The sequence below is a fragment of the Coriobacteriia bacterium genome (assembly GCA_018368455.1).
Classification (GTDB): Bacteria; Actinomycetota; Coriobacteriia; order Coriobacteriales; family UMGS124; genus JAGZEG01.
The window spans coordinates 151529-174432 of record JAGZEG010000004.1; the positions used below are offsets into that span (position 1 = coordinate 151529).

The window sequence follows — 22904 nt, forward strand, 5'->3', positions numbered from 1 at the left end:
TGACCCACTCGTGCTGCGAGGGAGTGAGCGGGGCCGTGCGCCAGTATTCGAGGGCGGAGCAACCGGCAAGACAGATGCCAGGGGTGAAGTGGGCCATACGGAGCCTCGCTTTCGCGGTTGTCAGCTGACCGTCAGGGCATGCCGCATGGCTGTCCCGACAGGGGGCGGCATGATATGCCACGTCGGAGGCGTCCTTGTTTTGAATCGGTGTCGTTTTGTCGTGTAGGGAAGTTCTCGAAAACGATGTGTTGTTTGGTATCTACTCTTAGGTACATCGGCACTGTCCCTTTGGAACGGTGCCCACGGGCAGGACGTCGCGTGGACGTTCCCCGCGTGTCTGAGAAAGGGTTTTGGACATGGCTTCCCTGCTTTTCGCGAACATTTCTCGTCGCTCGTTCGCCGCGCTTGCTGCTGCCGGCGTCGCTGGGCTGGGCCTGGGGGCTCACGCCTTTGCTGCTGAGTCGGCCAAGAAGGACGCCAAGGCTGTAGCTTCCTCGGCAGCTGACAAGGGCGCTTCTACTTCCGCCGCCAAGGACGGCGCCACGAAGACGGTCACGGACTGCGCTGGTCGTACGGTCGAGGTTCCCGCGCAGGTCAACCGCGTCGCTGAGCTGCATCCGCAGGCAGGTCAGATCGTCGTGCGCCTCGCCGGCGCCGACAAGCTCGTTTGCGTCGACACGGTGTTCTCGAAGGCGTATCTCGCTGACTCGGGTACGAGCTCGCAGAACTTTGACGCCCAGACGCTCGAGACGCTCAAGGCCCTGCCGGTTACGAATGTCTTCATGAAGGGCGCTGACAAGGAGGCCCTTGTCTCCTACGCTCCCGACGTCATCTTCACGCTCGATGGTGACGGCAACGCCGACGAGCTGCAGAACACGATCAACATCCCGGTCGTCTGCCTGGCCAAGTCGCCGGTCGACAAGGTGCTCGAGGCGTTCAAGGTTGCGGGCGAGGTGCTGAACAACGAAGCCGACGCCCAGGCCATGTGCGACTGGTGGGAGGCCGCCTCGCAGCGCATCGCTGATGACGTTGCCGACCTGGCCGCCGACGAGCGCCCGACGGTCATGTACTGTGGCAAGAACGGCGAGCCGCTGCAGGTGCCGGGTAAGGACACGATCTTTGCGCGCAACATCGTTAATGCCGGTTGCACGAATGTTACCGACGAGCTGCAGGACACGGGCAACGAGTCCATCGACGTGAGCCTCGAGCAGGTCATCGGCTGGGATCCCGACTACATCGTGTGTGCAACGCAGAATGTCGCCGACGCTATCATGTCCAACCCTGATTGGGCGTCGCTTAAGGCCGTCCAGAACGGCACCGTCATCGCGCCGCTGCGGTATGCCGGCTTTGATGGCTGGTTCAGCGTGCTGGGCACCGACTGGCTCAACGCGTTTGTGACGCGCGGTGGCGACGCGGCCTATGTCGACCAGCTGCACCAGGACATGCAGGACTTCTTCCAGATCTTCTACGGCACCCAGCTCACCGACGAGCAGCTCGAGGCCGTCGCGACGGCGTAGCTCTGCCGGCACGACGGCCCTTTTGGCCACAGGCGTCATGTTTTCGGCCCGGGACTGTTCTCCTGCGCTCAGCCAGCTTCGCCGCAAACACGCAGCTGGCAAACTGAGTCAGAGGAACAGCCCCGGGCTGGGTCTAACTTTCTAGGCGAGCGAATCCAGGGACGCAATCGCCTGGTCGAGAAGATCTGCTGCCTTCTCCTGATAGAAGCGCTCGGCGGCGGGGTTGTGCGCGACTTTCTGTCCCGGCTTCTCGGCCGATCCGTGGGCATACACGTTGTACCACTTGGCGGTCGCGTATTGCTCGCGCGCTTGCTCCAGCGTCTCCTCGTCTATACCGCCCTCGCTGGTAGCTTTGGCCAGCAGTTGCTGGGCCTGGGCAATCTTATCCTGGACAACCTGTTCCTTCTCGCCAAGATCGGCCTCGGCCGTCTCGATGAAGGTACGCATCTCATCGGTGTTATCGACGCCCTGGTCCTTGTGGCAGGTGAGGCAGAACTCCAGGGCCTCCTCGTTCTCGAGCGGCGTGGATGACGCGTCGTGCGAGGTGTACTCCTGACCGTCCTCGTTCGTTTTCGTGGGCATGTGGCAGCTCACGCAGGTGAGCCCCAGCTTTTCGTGCACGCTGCCCTGGAAGATCTCGATGTCGGGGTGCTGCGTGATGAACACGTCCGCGCCCGTGTCCTCCTCGTGGGTCGCTTGCACGCCGTCTTCAAGGAAGGCCTGCTTGAGCGAGTCGGGATCGAAACCGTAGCGATAGGGGTCGATGCTCGCGATATCGCCTTCGTAATCCGCTAGCCACGAGCGACCATAGCGCCCAACGGCGTTATGGCACTGGCCGCACACGGCCTCCTCCGTGCTGACCTGGCTCAGGGTCGTCTTGCCGATGAGCTGGTAAAACGCAAGGTTCGGATGAAGCGTGCCGCCCGGTGTGCCCTCATGGCATATGCCGCAGTCCCAGTACTTGCCGTTGCCGACGTAGTTGGTCGCATCGGTGGCAAACGCCTGCTTGCCCTCTTGTGCGTAAAGTGCGTTGAAGTCGGTCGATTTGCAGGCGATGCACGCCATGGACGAGGTCGGCTGCGGCAGCATGGGCTCGACGTGCTCTGCCAGCGTGGCGTGCGAGTGCACATAGCCGTTGTCCTCATCTTCCGCCTGGCTGGTTCCTGACATGAAAGAGCCTACCTCGTCGGGGAAGATGTCGGCATAGTCCTCGGCGGTGTACTGTGCAGCTTCGCTTGGCAGGCTGGCGGAGATGTTGCTGGGAGAATCTGCTTGCTCCTGCGCTTGGCTATAGGCAGGATGGCATGCGATAAGCGCTGCAGCGCCGGCGAACGATGCCGCCGCCACGATCGTCATCGCTTTTCTGGCAATGTTCATGGTGCCGCCTCTTTCGTGATCATCAAGTAGAAAATGCACAACTTTAGTGACATACGCATGACATTTTTAAGATGCGCGCATGATGACCAAAAGGCAATGTGCAGATGGGGCGATCCGTTCAGCAAAAGACGGATTGCTAAAAGTGTTGATTAAGCCCGATGCGGATGAGGCTTTGGGGGCGTATTAGCTCTCCTGTTGCCCGTTGATGTTCCGCAGCGAGGAGAGCCCTCCGTCAATAAAGCGGGCGAGCAGGGTCTGGACATCTAAAAAGCGGGCGTCGCCCTTCCATCCCAAGTGCTGGTTCACTGCAAGATTGCCGTGAACTATGTGGGCGAATAGGATGCTCGCGTCCTGCTCGGAGAGCCCCGTCGCTTTCATGATGGTGGGGACGACCTCGGGGGTACTCCGATCGATGATGCGCTGGGCGACCCAGGGAGACGTGGCGGGGTCTTGGTACAGCAGCAGGTCGTCTTCGGTCGACGGGGCTCGCTGGCACATGGCGGACGGTTTTTCGCTAACGAGGGGAGCGGCGTCGAGTGCGGCGTCTATGAGGGTGTTCAGCAGAGCGAATTTGTCCTCGTAGTGCAGGTAAAACGTCCCGCGACTTATGTCTGCTCGCTTGCAGATGTCGGCGACAGACATTTTTGCGAAGCCCTTTTCTCGCATGATCTCGAAGAAGGCGTTGCGGATGGCTGCGCGTGTGTAAGCCGCCCGTCGATCGCTGCGCTTCTCCTCCATGGCGAGCCCCCTGCCTTCGTGGGCACATTCACGATCTTGCACACCCATATACGCTGACAGACACATGTCTATTATCGAGTGTAACACGCAAGAGCAGGCAGTAGGGGAAACTCGCGACGGCTCCCCCCTCCAGCTCCGAGCGACAGCGCGCGTCCAACCCCGTGACGCATACAGAAGGTCCGGGGCACTTCCCCTGGCGCAGTTCTGCAGCCGCGCCCTATGCGGCGAAGCTGTTTGAGCACAGGGGAAGTGCCCCGGACCGGATTGGTGATCCTGCGAGGAAGTTTTGGCGCCCGCTACTCAGCGAGGTACTTCGCGACTTCCTTGCCGCACTCGCGGCCCAGCGTGATGCAGAAGCCCAGGCTGCAGCCGGGGATCGGCGTCACGTACTCGTAGCCAAAGCGGCGGCCGCAGTCGTTGCCCGAGACGTACAGGCCGGGGATCGGCTCGTAGTTCTTGTCGACGGCGCGCTGCTGGCCGTCGGTCAGGATGCCGCCCATCGTCACCATCGTCTCGCCGAGCTGCGGGTCGAACTTCACGGCGTAGAACGGTGCCTTGTCCACGGGGAACAGCACTTTCTCGTCACGGCCGAACTGCTGGTCGACGCCGTCGGCGCAGTACTGGTTCCAGTCTGCGATCTGCTGCAGGAACGCGTCCTTGGCTGCGCCTTCCAGGCCGAGCTGACCGGCCAGACCCTCGAGCGTGTCATCGGCGATGAACTCGGCGCTCGTCATCGGGCCGCCCATGGGGCCGTCGTCCTTTTTCTCGGGCTCCTCATAGGTGCCGTTGAACTTGGCGTAGGCCGTGTCGAGCGACTCGCGCAGCGCGGTGATGTTCTCGTCGGTCGCGGAGAAGCCGGCGTGCTGTGGGATGGTGTACTGGCGATACTCGGTGAAGTTGTCGTCGCAGATGGCAAACTTCGTCTTGCGCGTCTTGAAGATGGCCTGGTAGCCGCGCTGCTCAGAGACGGGGTAGTACTCGTTGCAGAAGCGCTTGCCGTTCTCGTCAACCCAGACGGCCTGCGGCAGCACGTTCATCTTGCCGGGGACGGACAGCCCCTTCATGTTCATGCCGGCCACGGGTGTCGTCTCGAGGTGCGCGCCGGCCCAGTAGGCCATCTGCACGCCACGGCCCGTGTTGTACGGCATCATCGAGGTGAGCTGCTCGCCCTCGACGCAGGCGTTGGCCATGTCGGGCATGAAGTCGTTCATCATCTGCTGGTTGGCACCGAAGCCACCGCATGCGCAGACGACGGCCTTGCAAGTGAACTTGACGAACGAGCCGTCCTCTTGCTTGGCGACGAGGCCGGCAACCTTACCGTCCTCCATGATGATGTACCAGGCCTCGGTGCCGAACATGAACGTGGCGCCGGCCTCCTTGGCGAGCTCGCGGTTGTAGCCGTGGATCTTCGTCTGGTTGCACTCGCCGTAGAACGAGCAGACGCTGCCCCAGAACTTGATGCCGGACAGCTCGTCCATCTGATGGGCTGTCTTGGGGAAGAAGGCCGTCGTCATCGTGGCGAAGTCCTCGTCGGTCAGCGCGGAGAGGTACCAGTTCGTGGCCTCGGCGGAGTTCTGGGCGAACTTCATGACGAGCTCGGGGTTCGGCTGGTTCGAGGTGATCTTCATGAAGTTCTGGTAGAAGACGACCGGGTCGATCTCCTCGACGCCGCGCTCCTTAAGGATGTCGGAGTTCAGCGACGCAAACTCGTTGCCGACGGCGTTGAACGTGTCCTCGGGCTGCTTCTCGATGAGGTAGACGTTGGCGCCCTCCTCGGCAAGCTCACGGCAGGCGGTGATGCCGGCGAAGCCGTGGCCGCAGACGACGGCGTCGCACTCGATCTCCTGGGCGAACTCCGTGACCTCCTCGGGGGCGATGTGCCAGTCGGTTTGCTCGGCGGCGTCACCGACGGCAGAGGTGGCGGGGGCGGCGCCGGCGGGTGCGGGGCCCTCGGCGGCGAGGGCGGTGGAAGCAACGCCAGCCAGCGCGACGGCAGAAGCGGCGGCACCGGCGGTCTTGACGAAGTTCCTGCGGGTGAGTTCCATGGGTCATCCTTTCGAGTGGGTACGGTTGTGTGAGGGCGCGGGGCTGTGTGGGCCTCGACGCCTGCGAACGATCCCCACGATATGGCTGCGTGTCCACAACGTACCATCGCGGAAGGTGCTGAGCGTGGGGTAGGCGCGTTCCGAGACACCCTCAAGGTTTCCGCGAGTCTGTGGGTATTGACACGATGACCTGCGATGATGGATTGTCCCGTGATGCAGATCGAGCTTTCATGAGATCCCTTCGCGACGTCTTGATCCCATGCGGCCACCGGCCACCCACATCCGAGGAGAATGCGATCGAGCGCGATAGAATTGTGGGGATGTTTTTGGCAGAGGGATGCACGATGCCGGACGACGGGGGCGACGAGGCCATGCAGAAAACGATGGGACGAGCGCTGCGATTTGTGTCGCTGACGGCGTTTCTCACGACGCTGCTCATCTACTCGCCGAACATGATGGCGTTGCACGGTTCCGACACGACGGAGCTCACGAGCCACTTTGCGGAGCCACTGCTGCTGGCCACGTTCCTTGTGGCCCTGCTCGTCGCGCTTGTTCCGGGGCTTCGCCGAGCGGTCGCCACGCGGGGCGTTGGTCTGGCGTCTTTTGTGCTGTACGGCGTGGGCGAGCTGACGTTTGCCGCGCTACTGTTGCTCCAGCCGGGTTGGGGCGCTCCGGTGGCGACGGCCGCCTCCGTTGTCGCCGCGGGCGCACTCGTGCCGGTGTGCACCGCGTGGGTGGACTGTCTGCGCGGGTTTGACCTGCGTCGATGCCTCCAGATGCTTGCTCTGGCGTTTGCGATCTCGGCCCTGTGCAACATGGCGCTGACGGCACTCGGTGCCCCGTGGTCGCTGCTCGCCTTCATGGCACTCGTGGTCGCTGGCGTTGCCTGGCCGGCGCTGGGTCTGGCACGTGGGACGACGGGCGGCCCCCGCGCGTCGCTGCATCCTCAGGCTGTTGAGGAGGGCGCACCTGGAGAATCAGCTCCGTCCGCCCACCCATATCGCGCTGCCGCATCGGCGTTTCTCTCGGTTATGGGCGTGCCGCTGCTTGGCATGGCAATCTCGTCGTTTGCGATGGGCGTGCAGCCGGCTTTCCTTTTCGGCGAGGTCGTCGACGCCCAGCACCTTGGCATGCTCGTGGCTGACGCCTTGCTGCTTGCCGTGGCGATTGCGTGGGGTCATGCGGGGCGGCGACCGTTGTTCTCCCTGCTCTACCAGGTGCTTCTGCCTGCCTGCGTCGCGCTGGCGCTCGTGCTGTGCTCCTTCCCGGTTGACAGTCTCGTGCACGAGGTTGGGTTGGCTGCCATTTACGTGTTCTACTCGATGGTGAGCTGCGTAGGCGTTGCGGTTGCCGCAGCCACGGCGAACGCGGGCGAATTCTCGCGGTCAGGCATGGTTGCGGCGCTCGTCGCGGTGTTCTGCGGGACGGGCATCCTCGGCATATTCCTGGGCGCGCAGGTGGCCGACCTCATCGACAACAACGCGCTCGTGCTCATCATCCTCACGGCAGCGTATGGGTGCTGGCTGCTATTGAGCGGCTGTCTCAAGTCGTGGCGCCTCATGGTGGACACGGATGCTGTGCAGGGCGCGCGCGGGGAGTCGCTTGACGAGCGCATCGCGCGCCTTGCTGCTCAGGCGGGGCTCTCGCCACGCGAGACGGAAGTGCTGGGCTTTGTTGGACGCGGTCACAGCTCTGTCTACGTCGCTAAGACGCTGCTCATCTCGGAAAGCACGGTCTACACGCATGTGCGCAACCTCTATCGCAAGCTTGGCGTCGGGACGCGCGAAGAGCTCATCCAGTTGCTGAACGGTCGGGCGTAGGCATTGCGCTCCGGTTTACCCCCTGGCTCCTTGACAGAAAACAAAACGGCATCGCACCAGCTCAGAGGTGTGGTTTATGCCCGGGTTATACAGATACACCGCCCGGTAGATGCTCTCTGGGGCGTCATGCGGCATCGTACGGCCTCGACGCGTTGAGACAGCGCGGCGCAGGCACGTCCCATTGCGGGAGTGCGCAGGCGCCGCCCACCACGAGGAAGAAGGATCACGCATGACCGCCCACTCCATCGCCGACCAGAACATCGATCGTCGCTCGCTCGTGAAGGGTGCCGCTGGCGTCGCCGCCGCGAGCCTCGCTGTCAGCGCCATGCCGCTGACGCACGCTGTTGCCGCTGAGGAGGCCGCGAGCAACCCCATGGTTCCGAGCTTCCTCGTGAAGCCCGAGCCCATCACCGAGTTCGCCCAGACGTACGAGTATGACGTCGTGGTTGTCGGTGCCGGCGAGGCTGGTCTGTCCGCCGTCCACACGGCGCTCGAGGCCGGTGCTACGGTCGCCTGCCTGCAGAACACCGACACGGCTTTCACGACGGGCAACATGGCCGCCTCCGTTGACACGACGCAGACGAGCCCGGCCGGCGTTGCCGCGTGCGTTTCGTTCATCAACTGGAAGAGCGACTACCGCTCGAACCTCGACCTTGTGCGCTCGTGGGCTGAGAACTCGTTCGAGGCTCTGAACTGGTGGGCTGATGAGGCCGCGAAGGGCGGCGTCGAGTCCCAGGCGTACGACACGACGCTGACGTACAACGGCTACGACATCTACCTGCACGCCAACACGTACTTCCATTGCAAGGGCGCGCACAACGACGCTGCGCAGATCATCTGCCAGGCCGAAGCCGAGGCTGGCGCCGAGTTCTTCTTCAACACGCCCGCCGTCCAGCTCCAGGTCGCCGAGGACGGCGCCGTGACCGGTGTCATCGGCCAGGACGCCGACGGCAACCACCTGCTCTTCACCGCCAAGAAGGGCGTCATCATGTGCACGGGCGACTACTCGGGCAACAAGGAGATGCGCGAGTACTACTGCCCCGACGTGCGCGGCTTCAACGACAGCGTCATGCTGCGCGACGGCAGCGGCTACGCCATGGGCATGTGGGCCGGCGCCGTGCTCGTGCCGCCGACGCACACGAAGATGATCCACGGCGAGGGCTCCCCGGTGCGCCTCGAGATGCCGTTCCTCTTCCTCGACACGACGGGCCACCGCTTCATGGACGAGAACTGCGGCGGCCGCATGGGCTATCTCAACAACTACGGCCGCAAGTACATCGCCCAGACCGGCTTCACGAACTCCAACGCCGCCAAGATCTGGTCGATCGTGCCGTCGAACTGGGCTGACTACATCGACGAGTGGAGCGAGGTCAACCCCTACGAGATCTCGACGCACAACGCCTACCGCGACGTCGACTCCAGCAAGTGGCTCTCCGCTGACACGATCGAGGGCCTGGCCGACGCCATCAACTCCTACATCGATGAGAACGAGTGGGGCACTGAGCACATGGACGCGGCCACGCTCAAGGAGCAGATCGACCGCTACAACGAGCTGTGCGAGAAGGGCGCCGACGAGGACTTCGGCAAGGATGCCCGCTACCTCGTGCCGATCGACGGCGCTCCCTACTACGCCGTGCCCCGTGGCTCCAACGGCGTGCCCGCCATCCTCTCCGGCCTCATGTGCGATGGCAACGGCCAGTGCCTCAACATCGACATGCAGCCCATCACCGGCCTGTACGCTGCCGGTAACGCCGCGGGCCAGTTCTTCGGCGGCGTGGACTACCCGATGAACATCGAGGGCCTCTCCATCGGCCGTGCCGTGACGTCGGGGTATGTCCTCGGCGCCTACGTAGCCTCCCTGTAGCAGACCGTAGCACACCGCCTACTTCGTTGGGGTCGGGCTTGCGTATGCAATACGCGGCGCCCGGCCCCGCCTCGTATTCGGCGCACTACGGCAGCTACAGAGGCACCGCCGCGTGGCAGCGACAGCACTCCATCTGCGGCGTTGCCCGGCGGCTTACGTAGCGTCTAGTACGCTACGCCGCCGGGCGCCTTGCATCTGGGGCACTGTGAAACTCCAGGTGAGATGTGCCTGTGGCGTGCTGCCATTTCGTTGGGATCGGGCTTGCGTATGTCAATACGCGGCGCCCGGCCCCGCCTCGTATCCGGCGCACTACGGCAGCTACAGGACTGCTTGTTGCGGCAACCACAGCACTCCATCTGCTGCGTCGGAGCGGGGCTCACGCATGTCATACGCGGCCCCTCGCTCTGGCTTGTATCTGAAGCGTTGTGGGGATGAGGGGTTTGCTGGGCGAGGTGCGTGCTCGCCCAGTGTGGCGCGATTTGCGGTTGTGCGAGGTCTTGTAAAACGGCGCTCTAAAATTGGGCACAAATGCCGGCTGTGCGAGGTTTGCGGGAGTCGCTGCTGCTTTGTAGAACACCGTTGTTTGTGGAAACCGCAGGTAGGCGTCCCGCACCTGATGTGTCGCCCCAATTCGGGCGCTCCGGAGAGCCACGCAAACCTTGCACTGCCGCCAATAGCGCCCATTTCCAGGCTCCGGTTTTGCAAGACCTCGCATAAACGAAAAAAGCGCCACCCTGTGAGCAGACCGCGGCTGATGATGTTGCTGACTAGCGCAAAACTCTCTTGCCAAAACGGTGCTGTCATCTCCTGTGGGGTGGCGGCACCGTCTTACAATGGCGATATGAACGCTGCGGCTGACATATCACGCCCGTCCCACGTCCGGCTGCCTGCCGGGCCCGTGTCGCTTGCGTTTTTTGGTACGGCGTTCGCCCGTACGTGGCTGACGCTCGTGTTCGTTGACCCCGGGGCTGTCACCAGGGGAGGGGGAGCGATCACTCCCTGGCCCCACGCAATCTTCGACCTGGGGTTCTTTGCCATCTCGTTCGCCATCGCCTTGCTTGCGCGCAAACTCGTTCCGCTGGCGGCGCGCCGCGGGGCGTGGGCTGCGACGCTCGCTGCCATGCTCGCCGTGTCCCTGGTGTTTTCCGCGGGGCTGTGGGTGGAGCTGCCGACGTGGGTCTGCGTTGTGCTCAGCGTGGCGGGCGGTGCGGCCTATGGAGCGTACCTGTTGCTCAACGGAGAGGTGTTCGTCGGCGTCAGCCTGCTGCGCATCGTGCTCTACATGGCGGGCTCTCGCGTGCTGAGCAGCGCACTCACGTGGGTCGTCCAGGCCTGTGACGCGCCTCGTCTTGCGTTCGTGCTTGCCGTCATGCCCTTCCTCGCCGTCGGGCTTTCCCGTGCCGCCCTCGCGACGCTTGCGCCCTCCGAGCGCCAGCGTGCCGGCTATCCGCGCTTTGCCTTCCCGTGGAAGCTCATCGCGCTCGTCGCTGTGTTCTCGTTCGCCTATGGTCTACGCCAGTCGACGCTGGCGGCTGTTGGAGCGGGCCAGCACGCGTCGTTCTCGACGGGACTCGCCATGGCGGTCGTCTTTGTGGCGACGTACTTCTTCTCCGACCGCATCGACGTCGCACGTCTCTGCCGCCTTCCCCTGCCCGTCATGCTCTGCGGCCTGTTGCTCGTGCCGACAGAGGGCCTGTTCGGCGGCGTCGTGTCGTCCTACCTCGTCTCCATCGGCTACACGCTCATGACGCTGAGTATCGGGGTGCTGTTCTACGACATGAGTCAGCGCACGGGCGTCGCCATCGTGCCGCTGCTCGCCGCAAACCAGGCGATGCAGATATTCATCGTGCTCGGCAATGCGACGTCAGGTGTTGTTGGCAGGCTGGCGCCGGACGCTTTCTCGGCGAGCCTCGTCGTGACCGTCTTGACGTGCCTGGCGCTCGTCGCCTCGTTCTTCCTGCTGTTCTCCGAGCGCGAGCTCGAGGCGCGCTGGGGCATCAAGGTGCTGAGCGGAGGCACTCTCGACGATGCTGCCCAGGCAGCAGACGACCTCGCCGAGCGCTGCAACGAGCTTGTGCGCGCCTACGGTCTGACGTCGCGCGAGGCGGAGGTCCTCAATGCGTGGGCGCTGCGACGCGACCCCGCCACCATCGCCCAGAGCCTCTCGATTGCTCCGGGTACGCTCAAAGCCCACACGCGCCACATCTACGAGAAGATGGGCATCCACAGCCGCGAGGAGCTCTACGAGCTGCTCGGCCTCGAGTGGGGCACGCGCGAGTAGGCTATGGTTGGCTGCGCCTACCTATGCGGCCTCGCGCGTCCCAGCGTCCACGAGATCGATGAGCTCCTGCTGGCTGTGGACGTCGAGCTTGCGATAGATGCGTTTGACGTGTGTCTTCACTGTGTTGTACGACAGCGTGAGCTCGTCGCGGATGTGGTAGCCGTTATGGCCGCGCGCGAGCATGCCGAGCACCTCGCGCTCGCGTTCTGTCAGGCCGCAACGAGCCGTCAGCTTGTCGCAGGCAGCGTCGATGAGCTCGTCGCGCGAGGGGGTCGAGGCCTCGGCGACATCGGGCTCGCTCTCGGGCTCTACGTCACGGATGGTCTCGGCGAACGAGAACCCACGCAGGCCGAGCAGCACGTAGGCGAACAGACCCAGCACGGCGCTGCCGCTCACGAGCGCTGCGGCCTCCGGCACGGCGGAGAGCAACGCGTTGCACAGGTGCCCCAGGTCGGCGCCCACGAACGTGCCGGCTGATGACGCGATGGCTCCGCAGGCGAGCACGAGCAGCGAACCGCCGATGTTGCGGGAGCACAGCGCTGCTAAAACGATCCACAACAGGATGCGAAAGCACGTGTTGCCGGCGTAAAGCAGGCCATTCGACAACGCACCGTTCGGCAGCGACTCGAGCGGGGCGAGTAGGAACCCGGCCACGACAAGCAAGGCGGCAACGGCGAAAAGCGCATCCTCACGTGCCCGGCCCTTCCACGGCAGCAAGAACCAGATGACGACGAGCGCCACGACGACGATCTGCACGTTGCTTGCCGCGGGCGTGAACAGGGAGATGCGCAGTGCGAGCGCGAACCCAAACGCGACGGAGAATATAAACGAGAGCACGTATACCTGGTGAAACGGCGAGAGAAACGAGCGGGGGCTTGCCAGAGCGCGCAGCTCGGCACCTTGCGTCTGGGAAAGGTTTGCAAGCAGCGGCACGCCCGATCGCCACAGAAGGGCCGCGCAGATCGCGCACAGGGCGAGGCTGAGCCAGACGCCGGCGACGTAACCTGGTGCGGGCAGCACGCTCGTGATGAGCGTCTCGACCAGCAGGGCGCCGGCGATGCTCGCCGCGCTGAGCCGCGAGGGTCCAAGCTGGGCATAGGCCAAGCCAATGAGGTAAAACGGAAAGCTCTGGCCGACCGCGCGCCCCACGAGCCCCGCTGTCACGGCGGCGGCGTAGTCCGGTGCGAGGACGAGGACGACGGAGGAGGCTGCCGTCAGGATAAGGCTGCCGAGCAGCAGGGGCATCGGGCGGAGCAGGCGGGGCAGGCGCATGGCAGCGAGCAACACGAAGACCCCCACCGCGATGCCGGCGAGCGTCTGGATCTCGCGCGCCAGGGGGAACACCTCGCTCGTCACCGGGAAGATCGCGTTGTTGAGCAACCAGGTCTGGGCTGTGTCGCAGGCAAGCGCGACCGCGTAGATGACAGCGAGACACACAGGGGAGGCCGCATGCGCGGCGCCCGCTTGTTCGGTGCCCATCTCGGAGCCGCGTGCCATGGTGCCCCCTTTCGCCCATCTTGCCATCACGGTGCCTCATTCGCTGCGTTCGCAGACAGTGTAACCGCATTGACCTGCGATTTCAACAGATACCCCTCCAGGGGTGACTCCGCGGGACGGCACGGGGGAGTAGCGTCACAAAGCGCACGAGGGGAGCGGTGCGTTCTACCTTCGCTTCGATCCCCTCACTCGGATTTCCTCTCACGAAAGGAAGCTCATCCATGGAACTCACCCGTCGCTCGTTCGTCGCCGGCGCCACGGCCGCCTCCGCCCTTGCCGCTACCGGCGTTGCCTCCGCCATGGCTGCCGAAGGCTCTGCCGCCAAGGACGAGAAGGCTGCCCCTGCCGAGGAGAGTGCCTCCTACTCGCAGACGCACGAGCCGCCCACGTGGGGCGTCGAGCACATGGCTGACATCGACTGGCTCGGCACGGCGCCCGAGATCGCCGAGGCTGACATCGTCGAGACGAAGGAGACGGACCTGCTCATCATCGGTGCGGGCAACGCCGGCATGGTCGCCGCCGCCACCGCCTCTGACCTCGGTCTGAACTTCGAGCTCTGCGAGAAGACGGCCGTGCTCGGCACGACGCGCAACTGGTACGGCGTCTGCAACTCCACGCAGTGCGTCGAGGCCGGCAAGCAGGCTGACCCGCTGTTCATGCTCAACGAGCTCACGCGCTACGCCAACGGCAAGGTGAACCAGAAGGTCATCAAGAACTGGCTCGACAACTCGGCCGAGATGAGCGACTGGCTCGTCGCGCTCATGGACGGCTACGGCTTCGACGTTTACTTCGAGACGAACACGGGCAACGAGCAGGGCGCCGGCGGCTGCCACTACTTCTGCGCGCCGACGCAGCACAACTTCAACGCCCGCGAGGACCAGCCGGAGCAGTACAAGGACAAGTCGCGCAACGAGCTGCTTGAGGACTACATCTCTCAGACGGGCCACGCCATCAACTACCAGTACGACCTCGCCAAGCTCGTGCGCGACGGCGACGGCCCCGTGACGGGCGCCATCTTCAGTACGCCCGACGGCTACGTCCAGATCAACGCCAAGAACGTGCTGCTCACGACTGGTGGCTACGCGGGCAACTACGAGATGCTCGAGGCGCTCAACCCGATGCTCGTTCGTTGCACGACGGCCCAGGGTGGCTGGGTGTTCGACACGGGCATGGGCATCAAGGCGGCCATGTGGGTCGGCGCCGAGAAGGACGTCGAGCCTACGGGCATGATCTGGGACCGCGGCGTCACCGAGCCCGGCACGCCGTGCGGCTTTGTGCGCGACGAGGAGACGGGCGGCTGGAAGTTCCCGCATGAGGGGCAGTTCAACCCGGCGTCCCAGCCGTTCCTGCGCGTCAACGCCGAGGGCGAGCGCTTCATGAACGAGAGCGGCCCCTACGACTGGAACGTGTACTGCTCGAGCCAGCAGACGTACGGCACGTGGAAGACGGTGTGGGACGCCAACTTCAAGGATGACGTCGTCAAGTTCGACAAGCTGGGCTGCGCGAGCCTCACGATCATCATGCGCGACATGTTCATGGACGAGGGCGGCACGTTCGACCAGATGGCTGCCGAGGGCACACTCGTGAAGGCCGACACGCTCGAGGAGCTGGCAGAGGGTCTGAACGTGCCCGTCGACACGTTCCTGGCGACGGTCGAGCGCTACAACGAGATGGCCGAGAGCGGCGTGGACGAGGACTTCGGCAAGGAGGACTACCGCCTCTCGACGCTCAAGACGCCGCCGTTCTACGGCGTGACGTGCGGCGGCACGATCCTGTGCACGGGCGACGGCCTCAAGATCAACGAGCACATGCAGGTCAAGGACACGCAGAACCAGGTCATCGAGGGCCTGTACGCGGCGGGCGACTGCTCGGGCAGCTTCTTCTCGGGCGTGTATCCCGAGCTGTTCCCGGGCCTTGCCTGCGGTCGCACGATGACTGAGGCCCGTCAGGCCGTCAAGTTCATTGCGGGCGAGTAAGGCTCGCGAAAAAGGCTTCGTAAAGGTCGCCTCGGCATGGACGAAAAACTCGTCTGAGCTGGGGCGGCCTTCCGATTTTGGAGGCTGGGATACTGGTGGGCTGAGTTGCGCCGCTCATTTTGGTGGCATAACAAGCCGGGGGCGTCGATAACATTGGCTCGTCTTTTGGGGTATACGAGAGGCAGACGGGGTACTGTGGCCCCGCATCCCCGCATCGACCCCAAGAGGAGGCCCTGACCCCATGGCTATCAACAAGGCGGTACTCGCCGCGTTCAAGGCGGCCTCGCGGCTCAAGGCCGACATCCGCAAGAGCTACAAAGCCCAACGCGTCATGGAGGACGTCGCCTCGGGCATGGGTCTGCCCAACCTGCGCTGCTCCACGAGCGACATTACGGCGCACGCCGACGACGGTTACGACATCCCGCTGCGCGTGTTCACGCCACGTGACATAGACTTCTCGTTTGCCGAGGGGCTCCAGGTCAGTGAAGACTTCCGCGGCACGATTCTGTTCTTCCACGGCGGCGGCTGGGTCAACGGCGATGTCGACTTCTACTCCGACGCCTGCGCCCGCACGGCCGTCATGCTCGAGCGGCGCGTCGTTGCCGTCGACTATCGCCGCGCCCCCGAGCACCGCTTCCCGACGGCTCCCGAGGACTGCTATGCCGCCATGCGCCAGTTGCTCTCCGGCGAGCTGCTCCCCGACGTCGACCCTGCCCATGTCACGCTGTTCGGCGACAGCGCAGGCGGCAACCTCGCGGCTGTTGTCTCGCTCATGGCGCGTGACCGCGGCGAGTTCGAGCCACGTCCCCAGATGCTGCTCTACCCCGCCACCTACGACGATCACACGCCGACGTCGCGCTTCGACTCTGTGCGCGACAACGGCCACGACTACCTGCTGACGTCCGAGGAGGTCGAGGGGTACATGGACCTGTACGCCTCTGATCCCCGCGACCGCAAGAACCCCTATTTTGCGCCGTTGCTTGCCCCTGACCTCTCGGGTCAGCCTCGCACGCTCGTCATGACGGCCGAATATTGCCCGTTGCGCGACGAGGGCGAGGCCTACGCCGCTCGTCTTGCGCAGGCTGGTGCCGACGTGTCGTGCTACCGTGTACTCGATGCCGTTCATGGGTATCTTCTCTACCCGTCTGTGCTCGACATCGTCAAAGACACGTATCGCATCATGCGGCACTTCCTTGACGGTGACGAGCTCGTGCAATCGGAAGAGGACCCGTCGTGGCTCGAGATCAGTGGTACCGACTCGACAATGTAGGCAAGTTCTACGCCTCCCAGGCGGGCAGCACGACGCAGACGGTTTTCCGCTACGCCGCGACGCTCGCCGACGACGTGGACCCGGCCGTGCTACAACAAGCTCTCGACGCGACGGTCGAGCTGTTTCCGAGCTTTAACGTCTGCCTGCGCAGCGGCTTTTTCTGGCACTATCTGCAGCAGGCGTCCACCACGCCGCTCGTCGAGGCTGAGATCCTGCCCATCTGCTACGGCCTACATGCCAACGCGCGCAGCGTGCTGTTCCGCGTGAGCTACTACGGGCCGCGCATCAACTTCGAGGTGTCGCACATCGTCTCGGACGGTCGGGGCAGCCTGTCGTTCTTCAAGGCCCTGCTCAGCGCCTACATCCAGCGGCGCTACGACGTGGAGGGCGTGAGCGAGGAGTACGATGGCTCCGACGCGCAGAAGGCCGAGGATAGCTTCGACAAGTACTTCGACCGGCGGGCGGCCGGCAGCTCCAAGCCGCCACGCGCCTATCACCTCACGGGCTGGCGTGACACGGCCGACCCCACGTTCTTCGAGCTGCACCTGAGCGTGAAGCCGGTTCTGAGCTTGGCCCGCGGCCTGGGCGTGAGCCTGACGTCGCTCGTCATCGCGGCGCTCATGGTCGCCATTCGCGACGAGATGGCCCAGCGCGATCGCGGCAAGGCGATCGTGCTCGACGTCCCCGTTGACCTGCGCCAGTTCTTTCCCTCGGTCACGGCGAAGAACTTCTTTGGCCTCGCCTACGTGTCGTGGGTGCCGGCGCACGATCCCGACGCGGGCCTCGAAGAGGTCGCGCGCATCGTGCACGCCCAGCTCAAGGGCGTCATCGACCCCGAGCAGCTCAAGCTCAGGATGAACGCCATGGTCGCGCTCGAGAAGAACCCGCTGCTGCGCTTTGCCCCGCTCGTGCTCAAGGACGCCGTGCTCGCGCTCGCTGACCACATGGTCGCCGGTCAGACAACGACGACGGTCTCGAACCTCGGCGTCATCCGGCTGGACGAGCGCTTGACGCCCTACGTGCGCGACATCAACATCCTGACGTCGACGCGGGGGCTCAACGTGACGCTGTGCTCGTTTGGCGACGACCTGAGCATCGGTGTCTCCACGGTGTTCTCCAACCCCAACGTCGTGAAGAACTTCGCGCGGACGTTCACGGCCCGGGGCGTGCCCGCGCGGCTCAACGTCAACCGCACGCGCGAGGACCTGGCGCAGGATCGCGTCGAGACGCAGTTCGAGCTGTCCGTGCGCCGCATGGGGGAGCGCCGTGGGACGGCGCAGGGAAAGGGGGCGCGGCGATGAGACGCTGCGACAAGTGCGGTATCGACGTGGCAGGCGACCTCGACCTTTGCCCGCTGTGCCAAGCGCGCCTCTCCGGCGAGCCGAGTCGCGCGCCGTTTCCGCGCAATCAGGTGCGTCGTTCCGGGGCCATGGCGCTGCGAGTGCTTGCGTTCGTGACGGGGCTCGGTGTGCTCGCGCTCATCTTCCTCGGCCTGATGCTGCACCTGCCGGGCGGCATCGTGGCAACGGGGTGCGTTGCGCTGCTCGTTAACTATGCGTTCGTGCGCCACATGCTCATGCACACGCCCGACTTCCTGCGGCTCGTCGTGCGCTACTTCCTCATCTTGCTGCTGCTCGCCTTCGTCTGGTTTGCGCTGACGGGCAACCTCGTCGTGACGACGTACGTCATACCGAGCATCTGTCTGCTGGCGCTCGTGTTCGACGCGGTGCTCGTCTGCGTGTTCCGAGGGACGTTCGTATCGGGCTACGCCAAATACCTGCTGTTCGACGTCGTTCTGGGCATCTGCCCGCTGGCTCTCGTGGCGACGGGCCTGACGACGTGGGACATCCTGGCGTACGTGAGTGCCCTCGTTGCCTGCGTGCTGCTGCTCGCCCTCGTCGTGTTCATGCACGAGCGCCTCGTCGCCGAGCTGCGCAAGCTGTTTGCGGCGTAGGGGCAGTCCACAGCGAGTGACGAAGGCGTCATAGTCGCGCGGACGGTCTCATGGCGATGTGGGGCGGCTTACAATGGATGGTGGCCCTCCGCTCCCTGCGCCTTGTCGAAAGCGAGCGCTTTCATGCCCCTGTCACCTGCCATGCCTTCATCTGCCCCTGCGCGTCTGCTCCTCGTCGAGGATGACCCCACGCTTGTTGCCCGGCTCACGGGGTTTCTCGGCGGCGAGGGCTTCTTCGTGCGCTCGACGTCCACGCAGGACGGGGCGCTGTCGTTGCTCGCGGCGGAGCGCTTTGACGTGGCGCTTGTCGACATAGGACTTGCCCAGGGTACGGGCTTTGCGGTGTGCGCGGCGGCCAAGGCGCGGCCCGACGGCGGTGTGCCTGTCATATTCCTCACGGCGGCCAACGACGAGTTCTCGACGGTGGCAGGCCTCGACATGGGTGCTGACGACTACGTGAGCAAGCCGTTTCGGCCGCGCGAACTCGTGAGCCGCATCCGCAGCGTACTGCGTCGCAGCGGTCGCCAGCAGGCCGTGCTGTCGCTGGGTGACGTGCGTTTGGACACAGCGCGCGGCGTCGCGACGAAGGCGGGACGTGAGCTGTTTCTCTCGGCGCTTGAATATCGCCTGCTTCTCACGTTCATGAACGCGCCCGGAGCCATCCTGAGCCGCGCCCAGCTCGCTGATGCCATCTGGGACGCTGCCGGCGAGTACGTCGAGGACAACACGCTGACGGTCTACGTGAAGCGCCTGCGCGACAAGATCGAGGACGACCCGAGCAGCCCGCGCCTCATCACGACGGTGCGCGGCATCGGTTATCGCGTGGCGGGGGAGGGCTCGGCGACGGGCGAGGTGCAGCTGTGAGCGAGGGCGCTGTCGGACACCCGACGGCTTTGTGGGGCCGCGCCGTCGAGCGGCTGTCGGGAGGGAGCACGACTCGGCAGCTGGTGCTTGTCGGCGCGTGCGCTCTGGCGGTCGGTGTGCTTGGCGGTGTGGCGACTGGCGTGCTGACGCGGATGCTGAGCGGCTTTGCGGGCATATCGGTTCGCGCCGGCGCCGTGGCGGGCCTCGTGTGCGCCGCGAGTTGCGTGCTCGTGGGTGTCGCGTTCGTCGGGGCGGATCACGTTCGTCGCCGGCGCATCGCCGGTCTCGCCGAGCGCGTCGACCTTGTGCTGCGCGACCCGATGACGACACAGCCGTTCGGTGCATACGGCGAGGGTGAGCTTGCCGTGCTCGAAAACGAGCTCCAAAAGATGGCGGCGCGCCTACGCGACCAGGCAACGGGCCTCCAGGTCGAGCGCGATGCTCTCGCCGACTCGCTTGCCGACATCTCCCACCAGCTGCGCACGCCGCTGGCCGCCATAGCGCTGACGCTCGAGTTGCTCGGCCGCCCCGACATCGGCGAGGATCGCCGCTGCCGGCTTACGCGCGACCTGCGTTCCCAGGTCGACCACCTCAGTTGGCTGGCGACGACGCTGCTCCTGCTGGCCCGGGCCGACGCGAAGGCTCTGCGCGTGGCGTGCGAGCCTGTTCGCGTTGCCGATCTCGTGCGGGAGGCCGTCGAGCCGCTGCGCATCGCGCTCGAGCTCAAAGACCAGACGTTCGAGGCGCACCTCGCTAGCGGCGATGAGGTGTTCGAGGGCGATCCAGGGTGGAGCCGCGAGGCGCTCGCCAACATCCTGAAAAACTGCATGGAGCACACGCCCGCCGGCGGCGTTCTGCGCGTCGAGGCGTCGCGCGGCGCCCTGGCGACGCGCATCGTCGTGAGCGACACGGGCCCGGGCATCTCGGCAGCCGATCTGCCACACGTCTTCGAGCGCTTCTACAAGGGGGAGGGCTCGGCGCCCGGTTCGGCCGGCATCGGGTTGGCGCTGGCGCGCACGCTCGTCACGGCCCAGGGCGGTACGCTGACGGCTAGCAACGGAATCCACGGTGGTGCTCGCTTCGAGTTGACGTTTCCCCACATTGTGGTGTAGCGGGCCGTCGAATCTCTTACAAGCCTGCCGTTCGTGACGGATCCGTCACCGCGGCCGTGTCCCCCTGTCACCTGCGACAACGCTAACACCGCTAGGCTGAAAGCCGAACGTGTTGGATTGGCTCGCTGACCCGGTTTGCCGGGTGTCGTGGGCGTGCTCCCGCAAGGGGTGCGCTTAAGGCCGCGGGCCCGTGCGGGAGGCATAGCCATGAAAAGGATTCTCGCCACCCTGTTCGCCTGTGTCACCGCCGTCGTGCTGACGTGCTTCGGCGTTTCCTGGTCGAGCACGGCCGTTACAGACCTCACGTACCAAGGCGTGACGCCCGTCCTGCTGACGGGACGTGCCGACGTGCTCAACGGAACGAGCGTCCGCCAGTGGGTCGAGGCCATTCCCGAGCAGTTTGGCGTCGACGTCGAGCGCGTCGTCTCGTCAAGCGCTCGGATCACCGACGTCTATGCGAGCGACATGACGCTTGGCGGACGGGTGAGGCTCGTGGAGGGGGCGTTTCCTCCCGGAGACCAGGAGAGCGACGCGTACGTTGCGAGTTCCGATACAGGCTCGGACCTGCAGGTCGGCCGCTTTGAGCTCTTCGCGCCCCAGCAGCAAGTCCTCATCCACCCGCTGGACACGCTCGAGCACCGCGACTCCTACCTTGGCGAGCTGCATCTGCGAACGACTGACCCGATGAAGGTCGAGGAGATTCTCGCCTACCTGCGCACCCATGTGGGCCCCGCCTCCCGTCTGGACGGGCAGAGCCCCGTGCCCGTTGGGGCCGGGGAATCCGGGGGTTCCGGCTCCTCCTTCGGGGGCGGCGGCGTTGTCGTCGTGCCATCTGGCTCTGACATTCTGCTTGCCTGGCTGTTCATGAATCCGATCTTTGCCGGGGCGGCGGCCCTGCTCGCCTTCCTCACGGTGTTTGCCTGCGTGCGCTACGCCATTCGGGACGCGCGCGACGTCGCCATCCTTCGGCTCGAGGGCAACGGCCTGGTGCGCATCCTCGCGTGGCACGCCGCCCGCCTTGCTCCGTGCGTCGCGGCGTCGTGGGTTGCGTGTGCCGTGGGCGCCGCTGTCGTCGTTGGCGTTGCCTTGCAGAGCCTACCTGCACTTCCGGCCTTTCTGCTCGTCGACCTCACCTGCTCGTTGGGGCTGCTCGCGCTCGCCCTGCTTGTGCTTGCGCTGACGACCGCCATCCAGAATGCTCGCTACGGCGTGGCGCGCGTCATCGCGGGCAAGCGACCGTTTGCCACGCTGACGGCCTTGCAGTTCGTGCTCAAATATGCGGTGCTCGCCGTTGTGCTCGTGGGCGTTGTCCAGATATCGGGCCAGCTCGAGACGCTGAGGAAGGCCGATGCCGCTAACGACGCCTGGAACCGCGTGGCCGACACATATCACGTCGCGGTGAAAGATGCTGGGCAGTCCGCTGCCGAGCACTCGGGCGACTGGGCGACGCAGCGGGTCTACGAGCGAAAAGTCGACGCCACCTACCAGGCGCTGCGCGATGAGCGGGGGCTTGTGCTCGCGTACGTGACGAACTTCTCGAACATGTACGACGGGCGGCAGCTGTGGGAGGTGAACACGGGGCCCGACAGCTATAGCCAGGATCCCTGGTGGTCCCCGTACGGCCGCTCTATCACCGTAAACGAGAACTACCTGGAGAAGTGGCCTGTCGCCGACGTCAACGGCACCGACGTGCGTGAGCTGCTCTCCCGCGATGAGTCCGGACTCACGCGTACCGTCCTCGTCCCGGAGAGCCTGCGCGAGCACGAGGATGAGATTCGCCAACTGTTCCTCGAGGACTTCTACTTCATGAAGGTGACGGTTCAGGGCATCTACGCCGAGTCTGCCGGCGAGGAGCCTCTGGACATCACGCAAGACGATCTGCGCGTCAACATCATCTACGTGCCTGACGGCATGGGCTGGTTTACGTACCACTCTGCCGTCGCTGCCGACACGGGCAACCGTATCGTTGACCCGCTTGTCGTCGTGGACGACCACGAGGCTGACGTGAGCTTCTACTACGCATGGATGACGTCGTCGTGCTACTTCGAGGCCGACCCCTACGACCCGACGGCGCCGCTGCGCGAGACGGCGGAGCGCTTCGACGCTCAGGACATGCTCAACACGGTGGATTCCGTCTACGACCAGCGCGCCGACGAGCTCGCGCGGGTGCGCCAACAGCTCGTGCTCGGTCTGCTGTGCGAGGGCCTGCTCGTCGGGGGTGCCGTGCTGTGCGTCTACCTGTTCGCGACGTGCTGGTACGTCCAGCACCGCAGGCAGGTGATGGTGCGCCGGCTGCACGGATGGCCGATGGCGCGCGTGGCGGGTCCGATGGTCGCGCTGTCCGTGACGCTGACGGCGGCGCTGGCGCTTGCGTGGCCGGGAGATGTCGCGCTCGGCGTGCGGCTAGCGCTGCCTGCGGCCGACCTACTCGTGACGCTGGCGTGCTGCTGGCTGGCCCAGCGCGCTCAGGTGGCTCTCGCGCTCAAGGGCGAGGGATAGTCGCGTCTGCGTTTTCGAGCGCTTGCCAACGCCGGCGGAAGGGATCTTTGCTTCCTCTCCGCCCACCTACCTATGTATCAAGGAGGTTCT

The 22904-nt window shown here is 64.9% G+C and carries 15 protein-coding genes; 11 read left to right on the forward strand and 4 right to left on the reverse strand.

The window, feature by feature from the left end; translation table 11 throughout:
- The first annotated feature begins 356 nt into the window (after positions 1–356).
- Positions 357–1517: an ABC transporter substrate-binding protein gene (locus KHZ24_03805; protein ID MBS5450323.1), complete on the forward strand. Its 1161-nt coding sequence runs from the start codon at positions 357–359 to the stop codon at positions 1515–1517.
- Positions 1518–1658: 141 nt separating this feature from the next.
- Here the strand turns inward: KHZ24_03805 and KHZ24_03810 are convergent, their stop codons facing one another.
- From KHZ24_03810 to KHZ24_03820, 3 genes are all read right to left on the reverse strand, one after another.
- Complete coding sequence (locus KHZ24_03810) at positions 1659–2894, reverse strand: ammonia-forming cytochrome c nitrite reductase subunit c552 (protein MBS5450324.1); 1236 nt, start codon at positions 2892–2894, stop codon at positions 1659–1661.
- Between the two features lie 183 nt (positions 2895–3077).
- Complete coding sequence (locus KHZ24_03815; protein MBS5450325.1) at positions 3078–3632, reverse strand: TetR/AcrR family transcriptional regulator; 555 nt, start codon at positions 3630–3632, stop codon at positions 3078–3080.
- Positions 3633–3928: 296 nt separating this feature from the next.
- The gene (locus tag KHZ24_03820; GenBank protein MBS5450326.1) at positions 3929–5677 is read right to left on the reverse strand and encodes an FAD-binding protein; all 1749 of its coding nucleotides are present in this window, start codon (positions 5675–5677) and stop codon (positions 3929–3931) included.
- A gap of 344 nt (positions 5678–6021) precedes the next feature.
- Here KHZ24_03820 and KHZ24_03825 point away from each other — a divergent pair, with 344 nt between their 5' ends.
- The 3 genes from KHZ24_03825 (at position 6022) to KHZ24_03835 (ending at position 11642) form a co-directional block, all read left to right on the forward strand.
- Positions 6022–7497, forward strand: coding sequence for a helix-turn-helix transcriptional regulator (locus KHZ24_03825; GenBank protein MBS5450327.1), 1476 nt, complete (start codon positions 6022–6024; stop codon positions 7495–7497).
- 229 nt (positions 7498–7726) lie between these two features.
- Positions 7727–9361 (forward strand): FAD-binding protein, encoded by a 1635-nt coding sequence (locus tag KHZ24_03830; GenBank protein MBS5450328.1) that lies wholly within the window; start codon positions 7727–7729, stop codon positions 9359–9361.
- 898 nt (positions 9362–10259) lie between these two features.
- Entirely contained in the window at positions 10260–11642 is a 1383-nt protein-coding gene (locus KHZ24_03835; GenBank protein MBS5450329.1) for a hypothetical protein, read from the forward strand.
- A 21-nt stretch (positions 11643–11663) separates the two neighbouring features.
- Here the strand turns inward: KHZ24_03835 and KHZ24_03840 are convergent, their stop codons facing one another.
- On the reverse strand, positions 11664–12887 hold the full coding sequence (locus KHZ24_03840) for a helix-turn-helix transcriptional regulator (GenBank protein MBS5450330.1): 1224 nt from the start codon (positions 12885–12887) through the stop codon (positions 11664–11666).
- Between the two features lie 473 nt (positions 12888–13360).
- Between KHZ24_03840 and KHZ24_03845 the strand changes: the two genes are divergently transcribed.
- From KHZ24_03845 to KHZ24_03875, 7 genes are all read left to right on the forward strand, one after another.
- Positions 13361–15115 (forward strand): FAD-binding protein, encoded by a 1755-nt coding sequence (locus tag KHZ24_03845; GenBank protein ID MBS5450331.1) that lies wholly within the window; start codon positions 13361–13363, stop codon positions 15113–15115.
- A gap of 241 nt (positions 15116–15356) precedes the next feature.
- A complete protein-coding gene (locus KHZ24_03850) occupies positions 15357–16385 on the forward strand; it encodes an alpha/beta hydrolase (protein ID MBS5450332.1) in 1029 nt (342 codons plus the stop codon).
- Positions 16349–17686 carry an alcohol acetyltransferase gene (locus KHZ24_03855; GenBank protein MBS5450333.1) on the forward strand — a complete coding sequence of 446 codons (1338 nt, stop codon included), beginning with the start codon at positions 16349–16351 and terminating at the stop codon, positions 17684–17686. Before KHZ24_03850 ends, KHZ24_03855 begins: the two co-directional genes overlap by 37 nt.
- Positions 17683–18339, forward strand: coding sequence for a reverse gyrase (locus KHZ24_03860; protein ID MBS5450334.1), 657 nt, complete (start codon positions 17683–17685; stop codon positions 18337–18339). The genes KHZ24_03855 and KHZ24_03860 overlap by 4 nt, the downstream gene beginning before the upstream one ends.
- Positions 18340–18480: 141 nt before the next feature.
- Positions 18481–19203, forward strand: a complete 723-nt coding sequence (locus KHZ24_03865) for a response regulator transcription factor (protein MBS5450335.1) — start codon at positions 18481–18483, stop codon at positions 19201–19203.
- Complete coding sequence (locus KHZ24_03870) at positions 19200–20315, forward strand: HAMP domain-containing histidine kinase (protein ID MBS5450336.1); 1116 nt, start codon at positions 19200–19202, stop codon at positions 20313–20315. The genes KHZ24_03865 and KHZ24_03870 overlap by 4 nt, the downstream gene beginning before the upstream one ends.
- A 207-nt stretch (positions 20316–20522) precedes the next feature.
- Positions 20523–22814, forward strand: coding sequence for a hypothetical protein (locus KHZ24_03875; protein ID MBS5450337.1), 2292 nt, complete (start codon positions 20523–20525; stop codon positions 22812–22814).
- Positions 22815–22904 lie beyond the last annotated feature (90 nt).

What these genes read in the sequence shown, in the direction of transcription:
- KHZ24_03850 (MBS5450332.1), top strand. Translation starts at nt 15,357, where the DNA reads ATGGCTATCAACAAGGCGGTACTCGCCGCGTTCAAGGCGGCCTCGCGG.
- KHZ24_03815 (MBS5450325.1), bottom strand. Translation starts at nt 3,632, where the DNA reads ATGGAGGAGAAGCGCAGCGATCGACGGGCGGCTTACACACGCGCAGCC.
- KHZ24_03845 (MBS5450331.1), top strand. Translation starts at nt 13,361, where the DNA reads ATGGAACTCACCCGTCGCTCGTTCGTCGCCGGCGCCACGGCCGCCTCC.
- KHZ24_03825 (MBS5450327.1), top strand. Translation starts at nt 6,022, where the DNA reads ATGCCGGACGACGGGGGCGACGAGGCCATGCAGAAAACGATGGGACGA.
- KHZ24_03840 (MBS5450330.1), bottom strand. Translation starts at nt 12,887, where the DNA reads ATGCCCCTGCTGCTCGGCAGCCTTATCCTGACGGCAGCCTCCTCCGTC.
- KHZ24_03875 (MBS5450337.1), top strand. Translation starts at nt 20,523, where the DNA reads ATGAAAAGGATTCTCGCCACCCTGTTCGCCTGTGTCACCGCCGTCGTG.
- KHZ24_03820 (MBS5450326.1), bottom strand. Translation starts at nt 5,677, where the DNA reads ATGGAACTCACCCGCAGGAACTTCGTCAAGACCGCCGGTGCCGCCGCT.
- KHZ24_03810 (MBS5450324.1), bottom strand. Translation starts at nt 2,894, where the DNA reads ATGAACATTGCCAGAAAAGCGATGACGATCGTGGCGGCGGCATCGTTC.
- KHZ24_03865 (MBS5450335.1), top strand. Translation starts at nt 18,481, where the DNA reads ATGCCTTCATCTGCCCCTGCGCGTCTGCTCCTCGTCGAGGATGACCCC.
- KHZ24_03830 (MBS5450328.1), top strand. Translation starts at nt 7,727, where the DNA reads ATGACCGCCCACTCCATCGCCGACCAGAACATCGATCGTCGCTCGCTC.
- KHZ24_03860 (MBS5450334.1), top strand. Translation starts at nt 17,683, where the DNA reads ATGAGACGCTGCGACAAGTGCGGTATCGACGTGGCAGGCGACCTCGAC.
- KHZ24_03805 (MBS5450323.1), top strand. Translation starts at nt 357, where the DNA reads ATGGCTTCCCTGCTTTTCGCGAACATTTCTCGTCGCTCGTTCGCCGCG.